Origin of the sequence: Methylosinus sp. C49, assembly GCF_009936375.1 — a bacterium.
Taxonomy (GTDB): Bacteria; Pseudomonadota; Alphaproteobacteria; order Rhizobiales; family Beijerinckiaceae; genus Methylosinus.
Genome location: NZ_AP022332.1, coordinates 1,548,715 through 1,566,409 on the forward strand (window position 1 = coordinate 1,548,715; position 17,695 = coordinate 1,566,409).

General features: G+C 65.0%; 19 protein-coding genes and 1 tRNA gene. 8 read left to right on the forward strand and 12 right to left on the reverse strand.

Annotated features, from left to right (window positions below; translation table 11 throughout):
• Positions 1-44: 44 nt before the first annotated feature.
• Complete coding sequence (locus GYH34_RS07345; protein ID WP_161913003.1) at positions 45-1,412, reverse strand: tryptophanase; 1,368 nt, start codon at positions 1,410-1,412, stop codon at positions 45-47.
• A 101-nt stretch (positions 1,413-1,513) separates the two neighbouring features.
• On the opposite strand from GYH34_RS07345, the gene GYH34_RS07350 reads away from it, so the two are divergent.
• Positions 1,514-2,245 carry a cytochrome c biogenesis CcdA family protein gene (locus GYH34_RS07350; RefSeq protein WP_108916632.1) on the forward strand — a complete coding sequence of 244 codons (732 nt, stop codon included), beginning with the start codon at positions 1,514-1,516 and terminating at the stop codon, positions 2,243-2,245.
• A gap of 6 nt (positions 2,246-2,251) precedes the next feature.
• Complete coding sequence (locus GYH34_RS07355) at positions 2,252-2,977, forward strand: class I SAM-dependent methyltransferase (protein ID WP_161913004.1); 726 nt, start codon at positions 2,252-2,254, stop codon at positions 2,975-2,977.
• A gap of 263 nt (positions 2,978-3,240) precedes the next feature.
• Here the strand turns inward: GYH34_RS07355 and GYH34_RS07360 are convergent.
• The 6 genes from GYH34_RS07360 to GYH34_RS07385 all read right to left on the reverse strand — a co-directional run bounded on the left by GYH34_RS07360 (position 3,241) and on the right by GYH34_RS07385 (position 6,613).
• Positions 3,241-3,316 (reverse strand) — tRNA-Lys (locus GYH34_RS07360).
• A 143-nt stretch (positions 3,317-3,459) separates the two neighbouring features.
• Positions 3,460-4,527 (reverse strand): GTPase ObgE, encoded by a 1,068-nt coding sequence (obgE, locus tag GYH34_RS07365; RefSeq protein WP_161913005.1) that lies wholly within the window; start codon positions 4,525-4,527, stop codon positions 3,460-3,462.
• Between the two features lie 13 nt (positions 4,528-4,540).
• Positions 4,541-5,143 (reverse strand): GNAT family N-acetyltransferase, encoded by a 603-nt coding sequence (locus GYH34_RS07370; RefSeq protein ID WP_161913006.1) that lies wholly within the window; start codon positions 5,141-5,143, stop codon positions 4,541-4,543.
• Between the two features lie 199 nt (positions 5,144-5,342).
• A complete protein-coding gene (rpmA, locus tag GYH34_RS07375) occupies positions 5,343-5,612 on the reverse strand; it encodes a 50S ribosomal protein L27 (RefSeq protein ID WP_018264460.1) in 270 nt (89 codons plus the stop codon).
• A gap of 147 nt (positions 5,613-5,759) precedes the next feature.
• On the reverse strand, positions 5,760-6,077 hold the full coding sequence (rplU, locus tag GYH34_RS07380; protein ID WP_024878998.1) for a 50S ribosomal protein L21: 318 nt from the start codon (positions 6,075-6,077) through the stop codon (positions 5,760-5,762).
• Positions 6,078-6,223: 146 nt separating this feature from the next.
• Positions 6,224-6,613, reverse strand: coding sequence for a helix-turn-helix domain-containing protein (locus tag GYH34_RS07385; RefSeq protein ID WP_161913007.1), 390 nt, complete (start codon positions 6,611-6,613; stop codon positions 6,224-6,226).
• Between the two features lie 81 nt (positions 6,614-6,694).
• On the opposite strand from GYH34_RS07385, the gene GYH34_RS07390 reads away from it, so the two are divergent.
• A complete protein-coding gene (locus tag GYH34_RS07390; RefSeq protein WP_161913008.1) occupies positions 6,695-7,444 on the forward strand; it encodes a glucose 1-dehydrogenase in 750 nt (249 codons plus the stop codon).
• 61 nt (positions 7,445-7,505) lie between these two features.
• Here the strand turns inward: GYH34_RS07390 and GYH34_RS07395 are convergent, their stop codons facing one another.
• The 5 genes from GYH34_RS07395 to rfbF all read right to left on the reverse strand — a co-directional run bounded on the left by GYH34_RS07395 (position 7,506) and on the right by rfbF (position 12,003).
• Positions 7,506-8,003, reverse strand: a complete 498-nt coding sequence (locus GYH34_RS07395; RefSeq protein WP_161913009.1) for a sigma-70 family RNA polymerase sigma factor — start codon at positions 8,001-8,003, stop codon at positions 7,506-7,508.
• Positions 8,004-8,279: 276 nt separating this feature from the next.
• On the reverse strand, positions 8,280-8,609 hold the full coding sequence (locus GYH34_RS07400; RefSeq protein ID WP_161913010.1) for a hypothetical protein: 330 nt from the start codon (positions 8,607-8,609) through the stop codon (positions 8,280-8,282).
• Between the two features lie 138 nt (positions 8,610-8,747).
• Positions 8,748-10,124, reverse strand: a complete 1,377-nt coding sequence (rfbH, locus tag GYH34_RS07405) for a lipopolysaccharide biosynthesis protein RfbH (RefSeq protein WP_161913011.1) — start codon at positions 10,122-10,124, stop codon at positions 8,748-8,750.
• Entirely contained in the window at positions 10,121-11,233 is a 1,113-nt protein-coding gene (rfbG, locus tag GYH34_RS07410; protein WP_161913012.1) for a CDP-glucose 4,6-dehydratase, read from the reverse strand. Before rfbG ends, rfbH begins: the two co-directional genes overlap by 4 nt.
• Complete coding sequence (gene rfbF / locus GYH34_RS07415; RefSeq protein ID WP_161913013.1) at positions 11,230-12,003, reverse strand: glucose-1-phosphate cytidylyltransferase; 774 nt, start codon at positions 12,001-12,003, stop codon at positions 11,230-11,232. Before rfbF ends, rfbG begins: the two co-directional genes overlap by 4 nt.
• Before the next feature lie 204 nt (positions 12,004-12,207).
• Here rfbF and GYH34_RS07420 point away from each other — a divergent pair, with 204 nt between their 5' ends.
• The 5 genes from GYH34_RS07420 (at position 12,208) to GYH34_RS07440 (ending at position 17,682) form a co-directional block, all read left to right on the forward strand.
• Entirely contained in the window at positions 12,208-13,209 is a 1,002-nt protein-coding gene (locus GYH34_RS07420; protein WP_161913015.1) for a peptidoglycan-binding domain-containing protein, read from the forward strand.
• 157 nt (positions 13,210-13,366) lie between these two features.
• A complete protein-coding gene (locus GYH34_RS07425) occupies positions 13,367-15,895 on the forward strand; it encodes a DNA translocase FtsK 4TM domain-containing protein (RefSeq protein ID WP_174242440.1) in 2,529 nt (842 codons plus the stop codon).
• 26 nt (positions 15,896-15,921) lie between these two features.
• Positions 15,922-16,320 carry a hypothetical protein gene (locus tag GYH34_RS07430; protein ID WP_244635306.1) on the forward strand — a complete coding sequence of 133 codons (399 nt, stop codon included), beginning with the start codon at positions 15,922-15,924 and terminating at the stop codon, positions 16,318-16,320.
• Positions 16,317-16,601, forward strand: coding sequence for a pentapeptide repeat-containing protein (locus GYH34_RS07435; RefSeq protein WP_161913017.1), 285 nt, complete (start codon positions 16,317-16,319; stop codon positions 16,599-16,601). The genes GYH34_RS07430 and GYH34_RS07435 overlap by 4 nt, the downstream gene beginning before the upstream one ends.
• Positions 16,602-16,770: 169 nt before the next feature.
• Positions 16,771-17,682, forward strand: a complete 912-nt coding sequence (locus GYH34_RS07440) for an outer-membrane lipoprotein carrier protein LolA (protein WP_161913019.1) — start codon at positions 16,771-16,773, stop codon at positions 17,680-17,682.
• Positions 17,683-17,695 lie beyond the last annotated feature (13 nt).

The window sequence follows — 17,695 nt, forward strand, 5'->3', positions numbered from 1 at the left end:
GTTCTCGAAATAGATAGGCGCGCGCCGGCCTGCCGCAAAGCCGCTCAGCCGGGCGCGAAATGCGCGGTGAAATGGCGCAGGAAGGGCGCCTGCCGCACGATGCGGAAGGGCGGTATGGCGGCGCGCTCGCGGAACACATTCTCGATCGCCTCGATCACATAATCGAAATGGCTCTGCGTGTAGACGCGGCGCGGAAAGGCGAGCCGCACCAATTCGCGCGGCGCCGGCGTCTCCGTTCCGTCTTCCGCGCGGCGGCCGAACATCACGCTGCCCAATTCGACGCCGCGAACGCCGCCCTCGAGATAGAGCGCGGCGGTGAGGCCGACGCCCGGAAAATCCTTCGCCGAAAGATGCGGGCAAAAGCCCGCGGCGTCGATGAACACCGCATGTCCGCCGGCCGGCCGCACGATCGGCACGCCGCGCGCGATGAGGCGGGAGGCGAGATATTCCACCGTCGCATGGCGGTAGCGCTGGTATTCCTCCTCCAGCGCCTCCTCGAGCCCGACGGCGATCGCCTCGAGATCGCGGCCCGCGAGTCCGCCGTAAGTGGGAAATCCTTCCGTCAATATCAGCAGATTGCGAAAATCCTCCGCCCAGCGATCGTCATTGCAGGCGAAGAATCCGCCGATGTTGGCGAGCCCGTCCTTCTTGGCGCTCATCGTCGCGGCATCGCAGAGCGAAAACATCTCCCGCGCGATGTCGATGAGCGCGCGATCCGCATAGCCCTTCTCCCAGAGTTTGATGAAATAGGCGTTCTCGGCGAAGCGGCAGGCGTCGAGCACGAGCGGGATTCCGCGCCGCGTCAGCAGAGCCTTGGCGGCGCGAATATTGTCGAGAGAGATCGGCTGCCCGCCGCCGGTGTTGTTTGTCGCGGTGAGCATGCAGAAGGGAATTTTCTTTCCCTCGCGCTCCAGCGTTCGCTCCAGCGCCGCGAGATCTATGTCGCCTTTGAAATGCGTCTCCGCGTGAATATCCGCGGCCTTTGCGCTGGGCAGATCGAGCGCCGTCGCGCCGACATATTCGATATTGGCGCGCGTCGTGTCGAAATGGCTGTTGTTGGGGACGATATCGCCGGGCTTCAGCCGCGTCGCAGCGAGAATGCGCTCCGCCGCACGGCCTTGATGCGTCGGAAAAATATGCTCGAATCCCGTGATGTCGCGAATGGTCTTCTCGAAGCGTCGCCAGGACCTGCTTCCCGCATAGCTTTCGTCGCCCATCATGAGCGCGGCCCATTGCCGATCCGACATGGCGCCCGTGCCGCTGTCGGTCAGAAGATCGATGGTGATGTCTTCCGCATCGAGCAGGAAAACATTGTAATGCGCGGCCTTCAGCCGCTCCTCGCGCGTGTTCCGCCTTGTGATCGGCAGAGCTTCTGTCATCTTGATGCGGAAGGGCTCGATGATGGTGCGCATATGCCGCCTCCTTCGAGATGCGAAATAGGGCGCGGCGCCAACGCCGCTTTACGTAGCCTCGCCGGCTGTGGCAAAAGCACGGCGCGATAAGAGGAGACCTCATGGCGGCCGACGTCACTTATCCAGCCGCTGCGGCGGCGGGCGTGCTCTCTTTCCTCAGCCCTTGCGTGCTGCCCTTGGTGCCGCCCTATCTCACCTTCATCGCGGGCGCGAGCCTCGAGGAGCTGACCCACGCCGGCAAATCGCGCGCGCGGCGCGATGTGCTCATCGCTTCGCTTCTGTTCGTCGCCGGCTTCTCGACGGTCTTCGTCGCGCTGGGCGCGACGGCGAGCGTCTTCGGCAAAGTGCTGCGCGCCAATCTGGAAATTTTGTCGATCGCCGCCGGCGTCGCCATCATCCTCATGGGCCTGCACTTCCTCGGCGTTTTCAAGATCGGCCTGCTCTATCGCGAGAAGCGCCTCGAGGTCGGCCGTCCGGTCGGGCGTCTCGGCGCCTATGTCATGGGCCTCGCCTTCGCCTTCGGCTGGACGCCCTGCATCGGTCCGATCCTCGCCGCCATTCTCGCCGTCGCCGGCTCGCAGGAGACGGTCGGCAAAGGCGCCGCTCTGCTCGGCGTCTATTCCGCCGGCCTCGGCCTTCCCTTCCTCGCCGCCGCGGCGGCGATGGGGCCGTTCATGGGGTTCATGCAGAAGTTCAAGAAGCATTTCGGCAAGGTGGAGAAGGTCGTCGGCGCGCTGCTGGTGCTGACGGGACTCGCCTTCCTCACCGGCGGGATGCAGAGCTTCTCCTTCTGGCTGCTGCAGACCTTTCCGGGTCTCGCGAATTTCGGGTGATCGCCCATGTCACAGCGCATCGATGAAAATCTCTTCACCGGGCCGATCGGCGCCGAATATCGCATGCTCGAGCTCATCTGCCCCAATGCGGCGCTGCTCGCCCGTCGCGTGGCGGAGCGCGTCGCGCATTGGCGCGAGGGCGTCGCGCTAGAGGTATTGGAGATCGGCTGCGGCACGGGCGTGAGCACGCTGCCGCTCCTCGCAGGGCGCGACGATCTCCATGTCACCGCGATCGACAGCGCCGCCAAAATGCTGGATCAGGCGCGCTCGCATCTCGCGGATTTCGTCGCCGCGGGCCGCGTGCAATTCGTGGAAGCCGACGCGCTGGCCTATCTGCGCGGCCTGCCCGAGGGGAGCGTCGACGTCGTCTCCTCCAATTACGCCGTGCATAATTTCCTCGACGATTATCGCCGGGAATTTCTCGCCGAGATTTTCCGCGTGCTGAAGCCGGGCGGCATTTTCGTCAATGGCGACCGCTATGCGATGGACGACCGCGCCGCGCATCTCTCCGCGACGCAGGCGGAGGTGCGCAGCTGGTTCGCGAAGCTCGGGACGCTCGGCCGCTATGATCTGCTCGAGGATTGGGTCGCGCATCTCTTCAGCGACGAATCGCCCGAGCATGTGATGTATCTGACGCCGGCGCTGGAGCGCATGACGGCGGCAGGCTTCGCCGATGTTCGTGTCGAATATCGCGAAGGCGTGGACACGCTGCTGACCGCGGTCAAGCCGTAACGGGTCCTAGAAAAGAAAAACGCCGGACGTACCTCCGGCCCGGCGTTAGAGCCCGCGGCGGCGTGTAGCCGTCGTTTGCTCTGCGTCTCAACTAGCGCCGCGCCATGACTGGACAATGACAAGAGCGCGGCAATCCTGTGATTGTCGCGCGTGACTTCTGCTGCGGTTGGTCAGGGTGAAGCGCGCTGCGGCGGCTGCGCGCCGTTGTTGCGAAGACCGCGCTCTTACGAGTCTCGCCACGCCGATATCGGCTTTGATTTTAATGGTGGGCGCACAAGGGCTCGAACCTTGGACCCGCTGATTAAGAGTCAGCTGCTCTACCAACTGAGCTATGCGCCCGTCCGTCGCTTCGGCTTGCGCTGAATGAGCGGAACGAGGTGGCAAATACCCAATGACGCCGCTCATGTCCAGCGCTGAAAAGAAAAATCGTCACATTTTCTGTGTCGACCTTCTCCTCGCGGCGCGAGCGGCGCTCTTCGCCTTCAGGGCCGCCATTCCGGCGCGGGCTCGGCGGCTTTCGCCTCCTCATGCGCCGCTGTCTCCTTGGCGACCGCCAGGGCGCGCAGCGCGGCCGTAACGCCTTCGCTGGTCGCCGAGGACAGCAGCAGCAGGGTGGGGCGCTCGGCGGCCCCCGCAGGCCCGGCGGAGGCCATTGCGCGTTTGAGCCGCTCTTTCTGCTTCTTCAAATGTTCTGGATCGGCGGCGTCGATTTTCGACAGCGCGACGATCTCCCGCTTCTCGTCGAGCTCGGCGCCATAGGCCGCGAGCTCGCGGCGGACGATCTTGTAATCCTTGCCCGCATGCTCGCCGGTGGCGTCCACGAGATGCAGCAGCGCGCGGCAGCGCTCCACATGGCCGAGGAAGCGGTCGCCGAGCCCATGGCCGTCATGCGCGCCCTCTATGAGGCCGGGAATGTCGGCGAGCACGAATTCGCGATCGTCCACCCGCACCACGCCGAGGCCCGGATGCAAAGTGGTGAAGGGATAATCGGCGATCTTGGGCTTGGCGGCGCTGACCGTGGCCAGAAAGGTCGATTTGCCGGCGTTGGGCAGGCCGATCAGCCCGGCGTCGGCGATCAGCTTCAGCCGCAGGATGAGCGTGCGCTCTATCCCTTCCAGGCCGGGATTGGCGCGGCGCGGGGCTCTGTTCGTCGAGGTGGTGAAATGCAGATTGCCGAAGCCGCCATTGCCGCCGCGCGCGATGATGGCGGTCTGACCCACCTCGGTCAGATCGGCGATCAGCGTTTCGCCGTCCTCCTCGAGAATCTGCGTGCCGGCCGGCACTTTCAGCACGGCGTCGGCGCCCTTGGCGCCATGGCGGTTCTTGCCCATGCCATGGACGCCGGTCTTGGCCTTGAAATGCTGCTGATAGCGATAGTCGATGAGCGTGTTGAGCCCATCGACGCAGATCGCCACCACATCGCCGCCGCGGCCGCCGTCGCCGCCGTCCGGCCCGCCGAACTCGATGAATTTCTCGCGGCGGAAGGAGACGCAGCCCGCTCCGCCATCGCCCGAGCGAACGTAGATTTTCGCCTGATCCAGGAATTTCATGGCTGTTTCGAACTCATGTCGCTTGCAGCTTCGGGCGCTTGGCGCCGAAGCTCGTCGGAATGGCGCCGCGGCGCAGGTCGAAAAGCTCCACATCGACCTCGCCGCCGCGCGCCGGCGCCGGGAACTTGCCCTGTCCCGCACGGGTGAAGCCCAGCTTCTCATGCACCCGCAGCGAGGCGGCGTTGCTCGGCAGCGCGCTGGAGACGATTCGCTCCAGCCCGGTCATGCCGAACACCATATCGATGAAGGCGCCCGCCGCTTCGCTCATCAAACCGCGTCCCCAATAGGGCCGTCCCAGCCAGAAGCCGATCATGCCCGTCCCGCGCCCATTCGCCCCATGCACGCCGATCACGCCGATCGCCTCGTCCGCCTGGCGCTTCTGCGTCAAGGCGAGGGTGAGGCCGGCGCCGCTGGCGTTCTCCGCGCGCGCGGCGAGAATGAAGCTTTCCGCGTGATAGGACTCATATGGGTGCGGAATGCGCGCCGTCTTCAAGGCGACCTCGGGATCGCCGGCCAGACGGCAGATCGAGCCCTCATCGGCGGCGCGCGGCCAGCGCAGCCACAGGCGTGAGGTCTCCAATCTGAAAATATCGTCGCGGGCAATTTCCGGAAACATCCGAGGCTCCATGGCGGCCGAGTGCGAAAAAGGGCCGAAAAAAGACGAAGGGGAAGCGGGCGTTCCGCTTCCCCTATCGACCCTTTGAGGCCTTTTTCCGGATTTTACGCCTGGAGCGTCGCCTTTATCGCGACTGCTCTCGAGGACCAAACCCGCCGGGGATCGAAACGCCGGCGGATGGTCCTCGCAGATCCTCCGCCTATTCGGCGGCTGCGGCCGCCGGCTCGACGACCGATACCGAAGCGCGGCCGCCGCTGGATTTGAACAGGACCACGCCGTCGACGAGCGCGAACAGCGTGTGATCCTTGCCGATGCCGACATTGCGGCCGGGATGCCATTTCGTGCCGCGCTGGCGAACGATGATGTTGCCGCTGATCACGGCCTCGCCGCCGAACTTCTTCACGCCGAGACGGCGACCGTCGGAGTCGCGACCGTTGCGCGACGAGCCGCCCGCTTTCTTGTGAGCCATTGTTCCCGCTCCTTAAAATTTCACGCCGAGCCGGCGCGGCCGCCGCTCGGGGGGGCCGCGCCGGGCGGCCGCTGAATTGGTGCGCGCGCCGGACGCGCGGCGCGCTTGGTTCTTCTATACGCCGCCGAGCGGCGTTACGCCAAATTCTCAGGCGCCGGCTTCGATGCCGGTGATGCGCACGATCGTCAGGTCCTGACGATGGCCGCGCTTGCGCTTGGAGTTCTGGCGGCGGCGCTTCTTGAAGGCCAGCGTCTTGGGGCTGCGGGCCTGCTCGGCGATCTCGCCGGTGACGCTCGCGCCCGCGACCAGCGGCGCGCCGATCTTGGCGGAGCCCTCGGCGCCGACGAACAGCACCTCGTCGAAGGTGATCTTGTCGCCCGCCGCGCCCTCGAGGGCCATGACGGTTATCGTGTCTCCGGCGGTGACGCTATATTGCTTCCCGCCGGTCTTGATGACTGCGAACATCTGTTTTTCCTGTGTTCGTCCCGGCTCTGGCGACGATGCGCCGGCCGGCTTTTTGGCAGTTGACCGGTTTTGCTCCGCTCCTCGCGCCGAAGCGTCGACGCAAAAAGAAAATCGCGGCGAAACCGCCGCGACGAAGCGGGAAAGCCCTAGACGGGCGCGGCGTCTTTGTCAATCGCCGTCCGGGGCGCCGATTCGGCCGCGGCCTCGATCTTCTGCCGCTCATAGGCGGAGATGATCGACTGCACCATGGGGCCGAAGCGCTCGGCCAGCTCTGCGCAGCGCGTCGAATTGATGAGCTCCACGCCGCGGCGCTCGCTGCGGATGAGCCCGGCCTCCCGCAAAATGCGGAAATGCTGCGAGAGCGTCGATTTGGCGAGCGGCGCCTGCTCGAGAACATTCAGGAATTGCGAGCAGTTCTGCGCGCATTCCGACGCCGCCAGCCGGGTGAATATCTGCATGCGCGCTGGATCGGCCAGGGCGTAGAGAATCCCTTCGACAGTGATCTCGTCCAGACGCGGATGGTGGGGCTTCCTCATGCGCCACGCTAGCACGATTGACATTCATTCAGTAGTTCCGTATTTCAGAACTATTGAATTTAGCGCGAGAGGAGCGCGGACATGGGTCGTCTTTCAGGAAAAATCGCGGTCGTCACCGGCGGCAACAGCGGCATAGGCCTCGCCACGGCGGAGCTTTTCGCCAAGGAGGGCGCGCAGGTCGTCGTCACCGGGCGGCGGAAGGCGGAACTCGACGCGGCGGTCGCTCGCATCGGCGCGAGCGCTGTCGGCGTGCAGGGGGATGTTTCGTCGCTCGAAGATCTCGATCGGCTCTACGCCGAGGTGAAGGAGCGTTTCGGCCGCATCGACATTCTCTTCGCCAATGCCGGAGTCGTCCGTCTCGCGCCGATCGAAGCGGTGAACGAGGCCTTCTTCGACCACATGTTCGACATCAACGTCAAAGGCCTGCTGTTCACCGTGCAGAAGGCGCTGCCTTTGTTTTCCGAGGGCGGAACGATCGTGCTCAACTCGTCGATCGCCAATACGGTGGGCACGCCCGGATTCGGCGTCTATTCGGCGACGAAGGCGGCCGTGCGCTCCTTCGCTCGCACTTGGACGGCCGAGCTGAAAGACCGCAAGATTCGCGTCAATGTCGTGAGCCCCGGCCCGATCGAGACGCCGATCTTCGACACGATGGGCCTCTCCGAGCAGCAGCACGACGAATTGGCGGGGCAATTGGAGACCAGCGTTCCGCTCGGCCGCTTCGGCAGATCGGAGGAGGTGGCCGAGGCCGTGCTCTTCCTCGCTTCCAGCGCGAGCAGCTATGTCGCCGGCGTCGATCTCTATGTCGACGGCGGGATGGTGGCGGTCTGATCGAGGCGTTCTGCATGAGCCGCCGTCGCGCGTCGGGCCGACGCGGCGGCGGCTCTTTCGCTCAAGCGCCGAGATCGCGCCTGATCTCGTCATTCGCCCGAGCGAGATGACGCTCGACGGTGCGTACCGATACGCCGACGCGGGCCGCGATCTCGGCGCTGGTCAGATGCTCGAGGCGTTTCAGCAGAAGTATTTCCCGATAGAGCGGCGGCAGCCGCTCCAGCGCGGCGCGCAGCTTTTGAAATTCCATGAGCGTGGCGATCGTGTCGCCGGAATTCGACTGCTCCGCCTGATCGGCGTCGCGCGCGGCTTCCTCTGCGTAGCGCGCGCGGATGCGATCCCGGCGTATGGCGTCGACCGAAAGATTGGCGGCGATGCGGAAGAGATAGGCGCGCGGGCTCTCGAGCGTGGCGACATCGATGCGCTGCAGCGCATGGAGGTAGATGTCCTGCACCATATCTTCCGACTCTTGCATGCCGACGCGGCGACGCGCGAAGCGGCGGAGCGCCGGCGCATAATCCTGATAGAGCGCGCCGAGCGCTTTTTCCGAGGCGGTCATCGCGCGCCCTCCCGCGTCCCGATGTGAGAAAATCTCGCGGCGCCGCCGCTTGCGGATTTCGTTCTCGGCATTGGAAAATCCCTTCAGAGGGCGGGGCTCCATCGAGCCGCCATTGTTTTTTGAAAAAAAAGCGAAGTCGGGCGCTGCGCGCGAGGAGCGTCGCGCGCGACAAATCTCTGACCGCGCGACAGGGCTCGCGGCGCGACGAGGCGACATGTCACGTCTCGGCGTGCAGCGGCGCGCGAAGGGGAACGAGAATAAGGTCGCGGATGGAGATCAGATTGCGGCGGGCGGCCCGCGCGCGACGAAGACGAGACGCGCGACAAGTGGGCGCGACCGCGCATCGCCTGGACGGCGTGTTGGCGACAGCGCGGACCATGGGGCGATATGCGCCGAGGCGAATGCGCCGTCGAGACAAGAGGAATCATGCGACGCGCAGCCGAGCGCGCAGCAGTCGAGCGTTCGGCAATCATGATCGAGCGGCGGATGGCTCGAGCCCGTCGCGCTCGACGCGCAGGTCGTGGCGCGAGCGAAATGCCCCGGCGGCGGCGTGGCGGAAGGCGTGAGCAGGGATTGAAAGACCAGAATGCAGAGCAGAATCGCCACGTTTTTCGAAACGCGGCAAGACAGGAACAATTGTCCAAAAATGCGCTGCATGGCGACGAAGCTAGCATCGACGCCACAAGAATACAACTAATACGTGTATTTAAAATCTATACAATCAAGCGACGCGCGTCTTCCCTGTCAGGCGGCGCGCCAATGTCCCGCATCCGCGAGGAAGGCGCCGATCGACTCGGCGATATAAGCGATATGCGCCTCGCCGAGGCCCGGATAGACGCCGACCCAGAAAGTGCGGCGCATGATGGCGTCGGTGGCGGAGAGCGCGCCGGCGATGCGATGCGGGCGATCCTTCATATAAGGCTGGCGCAAGAGATTGCCGCCGAACAGCAGCCGCGAGCCGATGCGCCGCTCGGCGAGATGCTGCAGCAGCGCCTCGCGCGCAAAAGGCGCATTCTCGCGCAGCGTCAGCGCGAATCCGAACCAGGACGGATCGCTGCGCGGCGTCGCCTCGGGCAGCAGGAAAACATCCTCATAGGGACGCAGCGCTTCCTTCAGCAGCGCGAAATTGCGCTTGCGGGCCTCGATGAAGCCCGGCAGCCGCTCCATCTGCGCCAGCGCCACGGCGGCCTGCATATCGGTGATCTTCAGATTATAGCCGAGATGCTGATAGACATATTTGTGATCATAGCCGAAGGGCAGATCGCCCGATTGCCACTCGTAGCGCTTCTTGCAAGTGTCGTCCTTGCCCGGCGCGCACCAGCAATCGCGGCCCCAGTCGCGGAAGGATTCGACGCTGCGTCGCAGCACGGAGCGCGAGGTGAACACCGCGCCGCCTTCGCCCATCGTAATGTGATGCGCCGGGTAGAAGCTCAGCGTGCCTATGTCGCCGAATGTGCCGACCTGGCGCCCGTCATAGAGCGAGCCGAGCGCGTCGCAGCAATCCTCGACCAGCCACAGGCCATATTTTTCGGCGATGCGCGTGACCTCGGCGAGATTGAACGGATTGCCGAGCGTATGGGCGATCATTATGGCGCGCGTGCGCGGCGAGATCGCCGCCTCTATGAGATCGGCGCGGATATTATAGGTCGGAAGGTCGACATCGACGAAGACCGGCGTCATCCCATTCTGCAAAATAGGATTGAGCGTCGTCGGAAAGCCGGCGGCGACGGTAATCACTTCGTCGCCGGGCTGAAGCGCGCGCTCTTTCAGCAGTGGCGAGGTCAGCGCGGTGAGCGCCAGAAGATTGGCCGAGGAGCCGGAATTGGCCGTCAGCGCATGGCGGACGCCGATGAACTCCTCCAGCGCCTTTTCGAAAGCCGCATTGAAGCGCCCGGTGGTGAGCCAGAAGTCGAGCGCCGAATCGACGAGCGTCTGCATCTCGCTTGCGCCATAGACCTTGCCGGAGACCGGAACGGCGGAGGCGCCGGGACGAAACTCCGGCGTCGCATGGGCGATCTCGGCATAGCGGCCGACGAGCGCCAAAATCTGCTCGCGCAGCGCTTTTTTCTCATCCGCTATGTCGGCGGGGGCGTGCAGGGCGGCGGCTGCGGGCGGGGTCATATCATTGCTCCGGGCGTGCTCGCGCCGCGCTCAGCGGCGTCCATGCGTCTCTCATAGGCGTCGATCTGGGCGAGCGATGTGGTCGCCACATCCTCGCCGCGGCGGCGGCGCGATTCCCAATCGACGATCGCCTGCAGCGCCTCGAAGATCGACCATTGCGGGCGCCAGCCGAGCCGGCTGCGCGCCTTGGCGGAATCGAGCTTCAGCAAATGCGCCTCATGCGGCTCGTCGCCGCCGCTCTTCGTCCAGCCGGCTCCCTCGCCATAGGCGCGGCAGAGCGCGTCGGCGATCTCTCCCACTGTGCGCTCGCCGGCGGGGTCGGGGCCGAAATTCCAGGCTTCCGCGAAGAGCGCGCCATCGCTCCACAGACGCTCCGCCAGCGTCAGATAGCCGGCGAGCGGCTCCAGCACATGCTGCCAGGGACGCACCGCGCGCGGAAAGCGTATTTGCGCCGTCTCGCCGCGCTCCAGCGCGCGCAAAATATCGGGCGCCAGCCGATCCGCCGCCCAATCGCCGCCGCCGATGACATTTCCGGCGCGGGCCGTGGCCAAAGCAGCGCCGCGTGTGGGGTGATCGTGCGTCGCGAAAAAGGAATTGCGGAAGGAGGCGGCGACGAGCTCCGCGCAGCCTTTGCTGGCGCTATAGGGGTCGAAGCCGCCCATCGCCTCGTTTTCGCGATAGGCCCAGGGCCATTCGCGATTCTCATAGCATTTGTCGCTGGTGACGATGACGATGGCGCGCGCCGAGGGCGCGCCGCGCAGCGCCTCCAGCAGATGCGCCGTGCCGAGCGCGTTGACCTCGAAGGTCTCGATCGGATTGACGTAGGAATAGCGCACGAGCGGCTGCGCAGCGAGATGGAAGACAATCTGCGGCTCGAGCTCCCGCACGGCGCGCGTCAGCCGCTCGGCGTCGCGAATATCGCCGATGACGCTTTCCATCTTCTCATCGAGGCGCGCGAGCGCGAAAAGGCTTGGCTCGGTCGGCGGCGCCAGCGCATAGCCCGCCACATTCGCGCCGAGGCGCATGAGCCATAGTGAGAGCCAGCCGCCCTTGAAGCCGGTGTGTCCGGTGACGAGGACGCGCTTGCCGGCCCAGAAGGAGGCGTTCACGCCCAGACCTTCCAGGGCGCTTCGCCGCCGCTCCACAATTGCTCGAGGAAACGTTTGTCGCGCAGCGTGTCCATGCATTGCCAGAAGCCGTCGTGGCGATAGGCGCGCAATTGCCCGTCGGCGGCGATGCGGGTCAGCGGCTGCTGCTCGAGCGCGGTCGAATCGCCGTCGATATAATCGAGCGCCTTCTTCCACATCACGAAGAAGCCGCCATTGATCCAGCCGCCGTCGCCGCGCGGCTTTTCATCGAAGGAGAGAATGTGGTCGCCGTCCATGGTGACGGCGCCGAAGCGGCCCGGCGGACGCACCACCGTCATGGTCGCGAGCCGGCCATGGGCGCGGTGATAGTCGATCTCGCCCGCAATATCGATATCGGCGACGCCGTCGCCATAGGTGAGGCAGAAGGGCTCGTTATCGGGGAGATAATCTGCGATGCGCTTGAGGCGTCCGCCGGTCATCGTCTCTATGCCCGTGTCGACCAGCGTGATCCGCCAGGGCTCTGCCATCTTGTTGTGGACGATGGTCTTGTTCTCGGCGAGGTCGAAGGTGACGTCGCTCATATGCAGGAAGTAGTTGGTGAAATAGTCCTTGATGAAATAGCCTCTATAGCCGAGGCAGACGATGAACTCGTTGACCCCATGCTGCGAGTAGATCTTCATTATGTGCCACAGGATCGGCTTGCCGCCGATCTCGATCATGGGCTTGGGGCGATTATCGGTCTCCTCGCTGAGGCGCGTGCCGAGACCGCCTGCGAATATTACGGCCTTCACGCGCGGTCTCCTCGAGAATGCGAGGGCGCTCCTCGGCGAATCGGGACGCGCCTTTCATGCAGTCTAGCCGCGCGCCTTGCGCGAGCCTGTCGCTCTTGCCGCCTTCGGCGCGGCGGCCCGGCATCCTCTCGTGCGGGGCCGCACATTATTTTTCGTCGCGGCGGGCGAGGATCGTTCTTCTTCGATCGAGGGCGGGGGCCGCGAATGCGTTGGTGTGTTTGCAAATCGCACGGCATTATCGATTATCGTTCCGCGGATGCGCCGCCGGCGCGCAAGCCGGACGAGGTTCGGATTTCCGCATCCGTCGGTCTCGGCGGCGTCAATTCCTATTCGGACGTGCTGAAGATTCAGCAGCTTCTCCACAAGATCCCGAAGATCAACGGCGGTCCCGCGCCGCTGTTGGCGACAGACGGCATATGCGGACCGCTGACGCGCGGCGCTATTCTCGAGTTTCAAAAGAAACAGTTTCCGGCAAATCCGCAATTCCATGACGGCTGGCGCCCGGACGGGCGCGTCGATCCGGGCAAATGGACGATCGACAAGATGAATGTCATCGCCAATTGGGGCAGCCGAACCGATTTGCTGGAGATCGCGCGGCAACAGGCTCCGCTGGCGCGAGCGCGGGTGATGAACGCCCTCCACCGCCTTTCGGTCGTGCGGTCCTCCTACGCATTGCCGAGCCCGCTATTCTCCAATGCGCAGCTGAAGCGCGAGGCGGATTGGCATTTCAAATTCCATAAGGCGGCCTATCCGTTGGACAATATCGACGCGGTGTCGACGATCTATCAGCGTATGAACGCCGCCTTGACCAAATTCATCGCCGGCAGCTTCCCGCTCTTCCAATTGTCGGATCACTATCGCGAGGACGCTCTCGCCTATGCGCATGTGGGCGGATATTCGTTCAGCATCGCAGAAATCGAATCCGGCGAGCAGGGCGCCTACATCTATGTCGCCAATGAGCGGTTCGGCAGCCTCCCGGTCATCATTCACGAGCTGGGCCATTATTGTGGCGGCCGTTTCAAATCCGGGCGCGAGATCGATCACGTCAGCACGCCGCATCCCAAGCCGAATGGCGCGGCGCGCGAAGCGGGACGACACGACTACCGGCGCATGACGCCGCAGGAAGCATTGAGGAATGTCTACAGCTATCAGGTCTACGCTCTGCCGGAGATGGGCTATGGCCCGCCCGAGTCGGGACAGATCTGAGCGCGGCGGCCGGAGCTGGCCGATGAGGCGGCGTCAGGGTTAATCGCCCCTTAACCCCGCCTGCCTACCCTCGGCCGTCACGTCAGCCGAGCGCGCCTGTTTTCGGCGCGCTTCGCTGCATTTTCGAATCGTCGCACGAGTAGGCTCATTCGTCATGATGCGCAGCAACGCATTCCGTCACGTTTCCGAGCCGGTGCGCGAATTCACGGCGCGCCGAGCCGCGGAGCTCGCCGGCGCGGCGCTGATAGCGGCCTCGGTCGCGGCGGCTCTGGCGCTGGTCTCCTGGTCGGCGCGCGATCCCTCCTTCAATCATGCGACCACCGGGCGTGTGCGCAATCTGCTCGGCTCCGGCGGCGCGGTCGCCGCCGATATATTGATGCAGCTGCTCGGCCTCGCGGCGATCGCGGCGATATTGCCGATCGCCGCGCAGGGCCTGCGGCTCGTCACCCAGCGCGCGCTGCACCGGCCGCTGCTGCGCTTCGGCTTGTGGATCATCGGCGCGCTCGCGGCCGCGGCGGTCGTCTCGCTCCTGCCCGTCACCGATCGCTGGCCGCTGCCCACCGGGCTCGGCGGCGTGCTCGGCGACGCCGTGCTGGCGCTGCCGCGCCGCTTCTTCGGCGAATCGGCCGCGGCCATGGCGCTGGTGGCGCTGGTCGGCGCCGGAACCGCCATTCTCGCCCTCACCGGCGCCGCCGGCTTCGGCTTCGAGGCCGCCGCGTCCGCCCATGCCGAGGACGAGCCCGCCGACCGCCGATTCGACGAGGAGGAAGAGGACGACGAGCCCGGCGTCGCCATCGTCTCGCTGGGCGCGCTCATTCACGCCGGCCTCACGATAAAGACACTCGTGACGCGTCGCTTCGCCGCGCTGCTGGCGCGCCGTCGTCAGCCGGTCGAGATCGAGGAGCCGTCCGGTCCGCCTTTGCTCTCCGCCCGCCGCGAGCCGGTCTTCGACGCTTTCTCCTTCGTCCCGCCGCCGGCGCCCGCGCGCGCCGCAGCCGCCGCCGCTGCGCCGCGCGAGGAGGATTACGACGAGCCGCCGCCGGCCTCCGCCCGCGTGATGGAGCCCGTCGGGCCGCTGAAGCAGGGCAAGCGCGTGATGCGCGAGCGCCAGCCGACTTTGTTCGAGAGCCGTAATGAGCACTATCGCTACGAGCTGCCGCCGCTGCTGCTGCTGAGCGAGCCAAAGAAGCAGGCCGCCGCCGCCAAAATCTCGCAGGATGCGCTGGAGCAGAACGCGCGCCTGCTGGAGGGCGTGCTCGAGGATTTCGGCGTCAAGGGCGAGATCATCAATGTGCGCCCCGGCCCGGTGGTGACGCTCTATGAGCTCGAGCCCGCGCCCGGCATCAAATCGTCGCGCGTGATCGGCCTCGCCGACGATATCGCGCGCTCCATGTCGGCGGTCTCGGCGCGCGTCGCTGTCGTCTCCGGCCGCAACGCGATCGGCATAGAGCTGCCCAACCATCGCCGCGAGACCGTCTTCCTGCGCGAATTGCTCGCCTGCGAGGATTTCGAGAAGACCAAGCATCGCCTGGCCATAGCGCTCGGCAAGACGATCGGCGGCGAGCCGGTCATCGTCGATCTCGCGCGCATGCCGCATCTTCTCGTCGCTGGCACCACCGGCTCCGGCAAATCGGTCGCCATCAACACGATGATCCTGTCGCTGCTCTACCGGATGAAGCCGGAAGAGTGCCGCCTCATCATGGTCGATCCGAAAATGCTCGAGCTTTCGGTCTATGACAACATTCCCCATCTGCTGACGCCCGTCGTCACCGACCCCAAAAAGGCGGTGGTGGCCCTCAAATGGGCGGTGCGCGAGATGGAGGACCGCTACAAGAAAATGTCCAAGCTCGGCGTGCGCAATATCGAGGGCTTCAACCAGCGCGTCGTCGAGGCCCAGGCCAAGGGCGAGATCATCACCCGCACGGTGCAGACCGGCTTCGATCGCGAGACCGGCGAGGCGATTTTCGAGCGCGAGGAGATGGAGCTGCATCCTCTGCCCTTCATCGTCGTGATCGTCGACGAGATGGCGGATCTGATGCTCGTCGCCGGCAAGGATATCGAAGGCGCGATTCAACGCCTCGCGCAAATGGCGCGCGCGGCCGGCATTCATCTCATAATGGCGACGCAGCGTCCCTCGGTCGATGTCATCACCGGCACGATCAAGGCCAATTTCCCGACGCGCATCTCCTTCCAGGTGACGTCGAAGATCGACAGCCGCACCATTTTGGGCGAGCAGGGCGCCGAGCAGCTCTTGGGGCAGGGCGACATGCTCTATATGGCCGGCGGCGGCCGCATCTCGCGCGTGCACGGGCCTTTCGTCTCGGACAATGAGGTCGAGAAGATCGTCGCGCACTTAAAGACGCAAGGGCAGCCGCAATATCTCGACGCCATCACCACGGAGGACGAGCCCTCCGAGGAGGCCGTGGAGAGCGCCGCGCCCGGCTCGATGGATGCGGAGGAGGGCGCCGATCTCTACGATCGCGCCGTGGCGATCGTGCTGCGCGACCGCAAATGCTCGACGAGCTACATTCAGCGGCGCTTGTCGATCGGCTACAACAAGGCCGCGTCGCTGGTGGAGCAGATGGAGCGCGAGGGCGTGGTGGGCCAGGCCAATCACGCCGGCAAGCGCGAGATATTGGTGGGCGGCGGGATCGACCGCGGGGCGTTCGATATAGACGCGGCGTGAGCGGCCGTTCCCGGCTGGAGACCTCGATGCAGTGGTGGCTGACGTTATCTGAGATCATCCGCAACCTGGGGTTGCTCGTCGGGGGAGCTATTGGCGTCTATCTGGGCTGGAAGCGAGTGACGGTCGCCAACCGGCAGGCTGAAGCTCAAATGCGTCAGACTGAGTTGACGCGCCGCGATCATGTCGCTGAACTCTTCAACAGAGCCGTTGGTCAATTGCAGGACGAGAAGCTCGAGGTTCGGCTCGGCGCGATTTTCACTCTCGAGCAGATTTGCCGGGATTTCATCGACCTCTCCGGCCCCGTCCTTCAGTTGCTGACTATATATTTGAAGGAGAACCGGGTAGATTATGGGGACGCCGAGCCCCCGGCGGATGTCCGCGAGATCATCCGACTGGTGCGCGATCGGGGAGGACGCGAGACATGACGCAGGCGGCCAGACACGGGAAAGGCCAATTTAAAATCGACCTCGCCGGTGCGTTCATTCGCCGAACGGACCTCAGCAACGCCAATTTGGAAGGCGCCGATCTGAGTCGGGCCGATTGCGCCAATGCAATTTTCCGCGGCGCGAATATGAAGGACGCGGTTTTGGACGGAACCGTTCTGAAGGGAGCGGATCTCACGGGTGCGCGCAATCTCACCAAGGCGCAGATCGCTCGGGCGATCGTCGACGAGAGAACCATCCTCCCCTCCGATCTCGCCGACTGACCGTCTAATTCGATCACGAGCCGCCCTCGGCCGGAACGTCGCCGAACGTCAGGGCGACGCAATCGTTCTCGTCGAATATGATCCAACATTAGCCATATCGCCGTCCTAGTGAGGATGGCGGACGGCTTCCGATCAGCCGCGCCGAAATCGTCCCGGAGCACCAATTCCTGTGAAATCGCCTCTCGCCGCCGCGCTGGTCCTCGCCCTTCTCGCCGCCTCCGGCGCTCAGGCCGTCGAGCAGAAGAAAAAGCCGCAGCCCGCGCCGGCCGCCAAGGCTCAGCCGGCCAAGGCTCCGGCGGGCAAGCCGGCGGCCGCCGTGGCCAAGGGCAAGCCGGGCGCGGCCGACGCCAAGGCGAAGCCGGCGACCGATCCCAAAACCGCTCAGGCCAAGCCTGCCGACCCCAAAGCCGCTTCCCCCGCCGCCAAGCCGCCGGCCCCGGCCCCCGCGCTTCCCGACGCCGCCAAGGCGGCCGCGGGCGCCGTCGCGGTGGGCGGAGCCGCCGCCGCTGTCGCTGTGGCGGCTCAGCCCCAGGCGCCGCTCACACGTGACGAGGCGATCAAGCGGGCCGAGGCCTCGCTCAACTCCTCTCCCGTCATGACGGCCGATTTCGTGCAGATCGGCGGCGACGGCCGACGGGCCGAGGGCAAGCTCTATGTGCATAAGGTCGGGCGCATGCGCTTCGAATATGCGCAGCCGGCCACGATGGAGGTCGTCTCCGACGGCGTGCAGGTCGCCGTGCGCGATCGCAAGCTCAATACGCAGGACCTCTATTTCATCAATCAGACGCCGTTGAAATTCCTTCTCAACGAGAAGGTCGATCTGCAAAAGGACGTGAAGCTCGTCGATGTCGTGATCGACGACGCGGGCGCCTCCATCTCGATAGAAGACAAGGCGACCTTCGGCGGCACGTCGAAGATCAAGCTGATCTTCGATTCCAAGACCTTCCTGCTCAAGCAATGGCAGGTCTCCGACCCGCAGGGCTATGAGACCTTGGTGTCGCTGTTCAACGTCGACCGCAGCAGCGCGCCGGACGCCAATCTGTTCAAGATCGACAAGGGCTCGCTGCTCGATTTTCGTTGAGCGAGCGAGCCCT

Bases quoted from the DNA above. Each gene is read 5' to 3' on its own strand.
- GYH34_RS07345 (WP_161913003.1), bottom strand. From the start codon at position 1,412: ATGCGCACCATCATCGAGCCCTTCCGCATCAAGATGACAGAAGCTCTG.
- GYH34_RS07350 (WP_108916632.1), top strand. From the start codon at position 1,514: ATGGCGGCCGACGTCACTTATCCAGCCGCTGCGGCGGCGGGCGTGCTC.
- GYH34_RS07355 (WP_161913004.1), top strand. From the start codon at position 2,252: ATGTCACAGCGCATCGATGAAAATCTCTTCACCGGGCCGATCGGCGCC.
- obgE (WP_161913005.1), bottom strand. From the start codon at position 4,527: ATGAAATTCCTGGATCAGGCGAAAATCTACGTTCGCTCGGGCGATGGC.
- GYH34_RS07370 (WP_161913006.1), bottom strand. From the start codon at position 5,143: ATGTTTCCGGAAATTGCCCGCGACGATATTTTCAGATTGGAGACCTCA.
- rpmA (WP_018264460.1), bottom strand. From the start codon at position 5,612: ATGGCTCACAAGAAAGCGGGCGGCTCGTCGCGCAACGGTCGCGACTCC.
- rplU (WP_024878998.1), bottom strand. From the start codon at position 6,077: ATGTTCGCAGTCATCAAGACCGGCGGGAAGCAATATAGCGTCACCGCC.
- GYH34_RS07385 (WP_161913007.1), bottom strand. From the start codon at position 6,613: ATGAGGAAGCCCCACCATCCGCGTCTGGACGAGATCACTGTCGAAGGG.
- GYH34_RS07390 (WP_161913008.1), top strand. From the start codon at position 6,695: ATGGGTCGTCTTTCAGGAAAAATCGCGGTCGTCACCGGCGGCAACAGC.
- GYH34_RS07395 (WP_161913009.1), bottom strand. From the start codon at position 8,003: ATGACCGCCTCGGAAAAAGCGCTCGGCGCGCTCTATCAGGATTATGCG.
- rfbH (WP_161913011.1), bottom strand. From the start codon at position 10,124: ATGACCCCGCCCGCAGCCGCCGCCCTGCACGCCCCCGCCGACATAGCG.
- GYH34_RS07420 (WP_161913015.1), top strand. From the start codon at position 12,208: ATGCGTTGGTGTGTTTGCAAATCGCACGGCATTATCGATTATCGTTCC.
- GYH34_RS07425 (WP_174242440.1), top strand. From the start codon at position 13,367: ATGCGCAGCAACGCATTCCGTCACGTTTCCGAGCCGGTGCGCGAATTC.
- GYH34_RS07430 (WP_244635306.1), top strand. From the start codon at position 15,922: ATGCAGTGGTGGCTGACGTTATCTGAGATCATCCGCAACCTGGGGTTG.
- GYH34_RS07435 (WP_161913017.1), top strand. From the start codon at position 16,317: ATGACGCAGGCGGCCAGACACGGGAAAGGCCAATTTAAAATCGACCTC.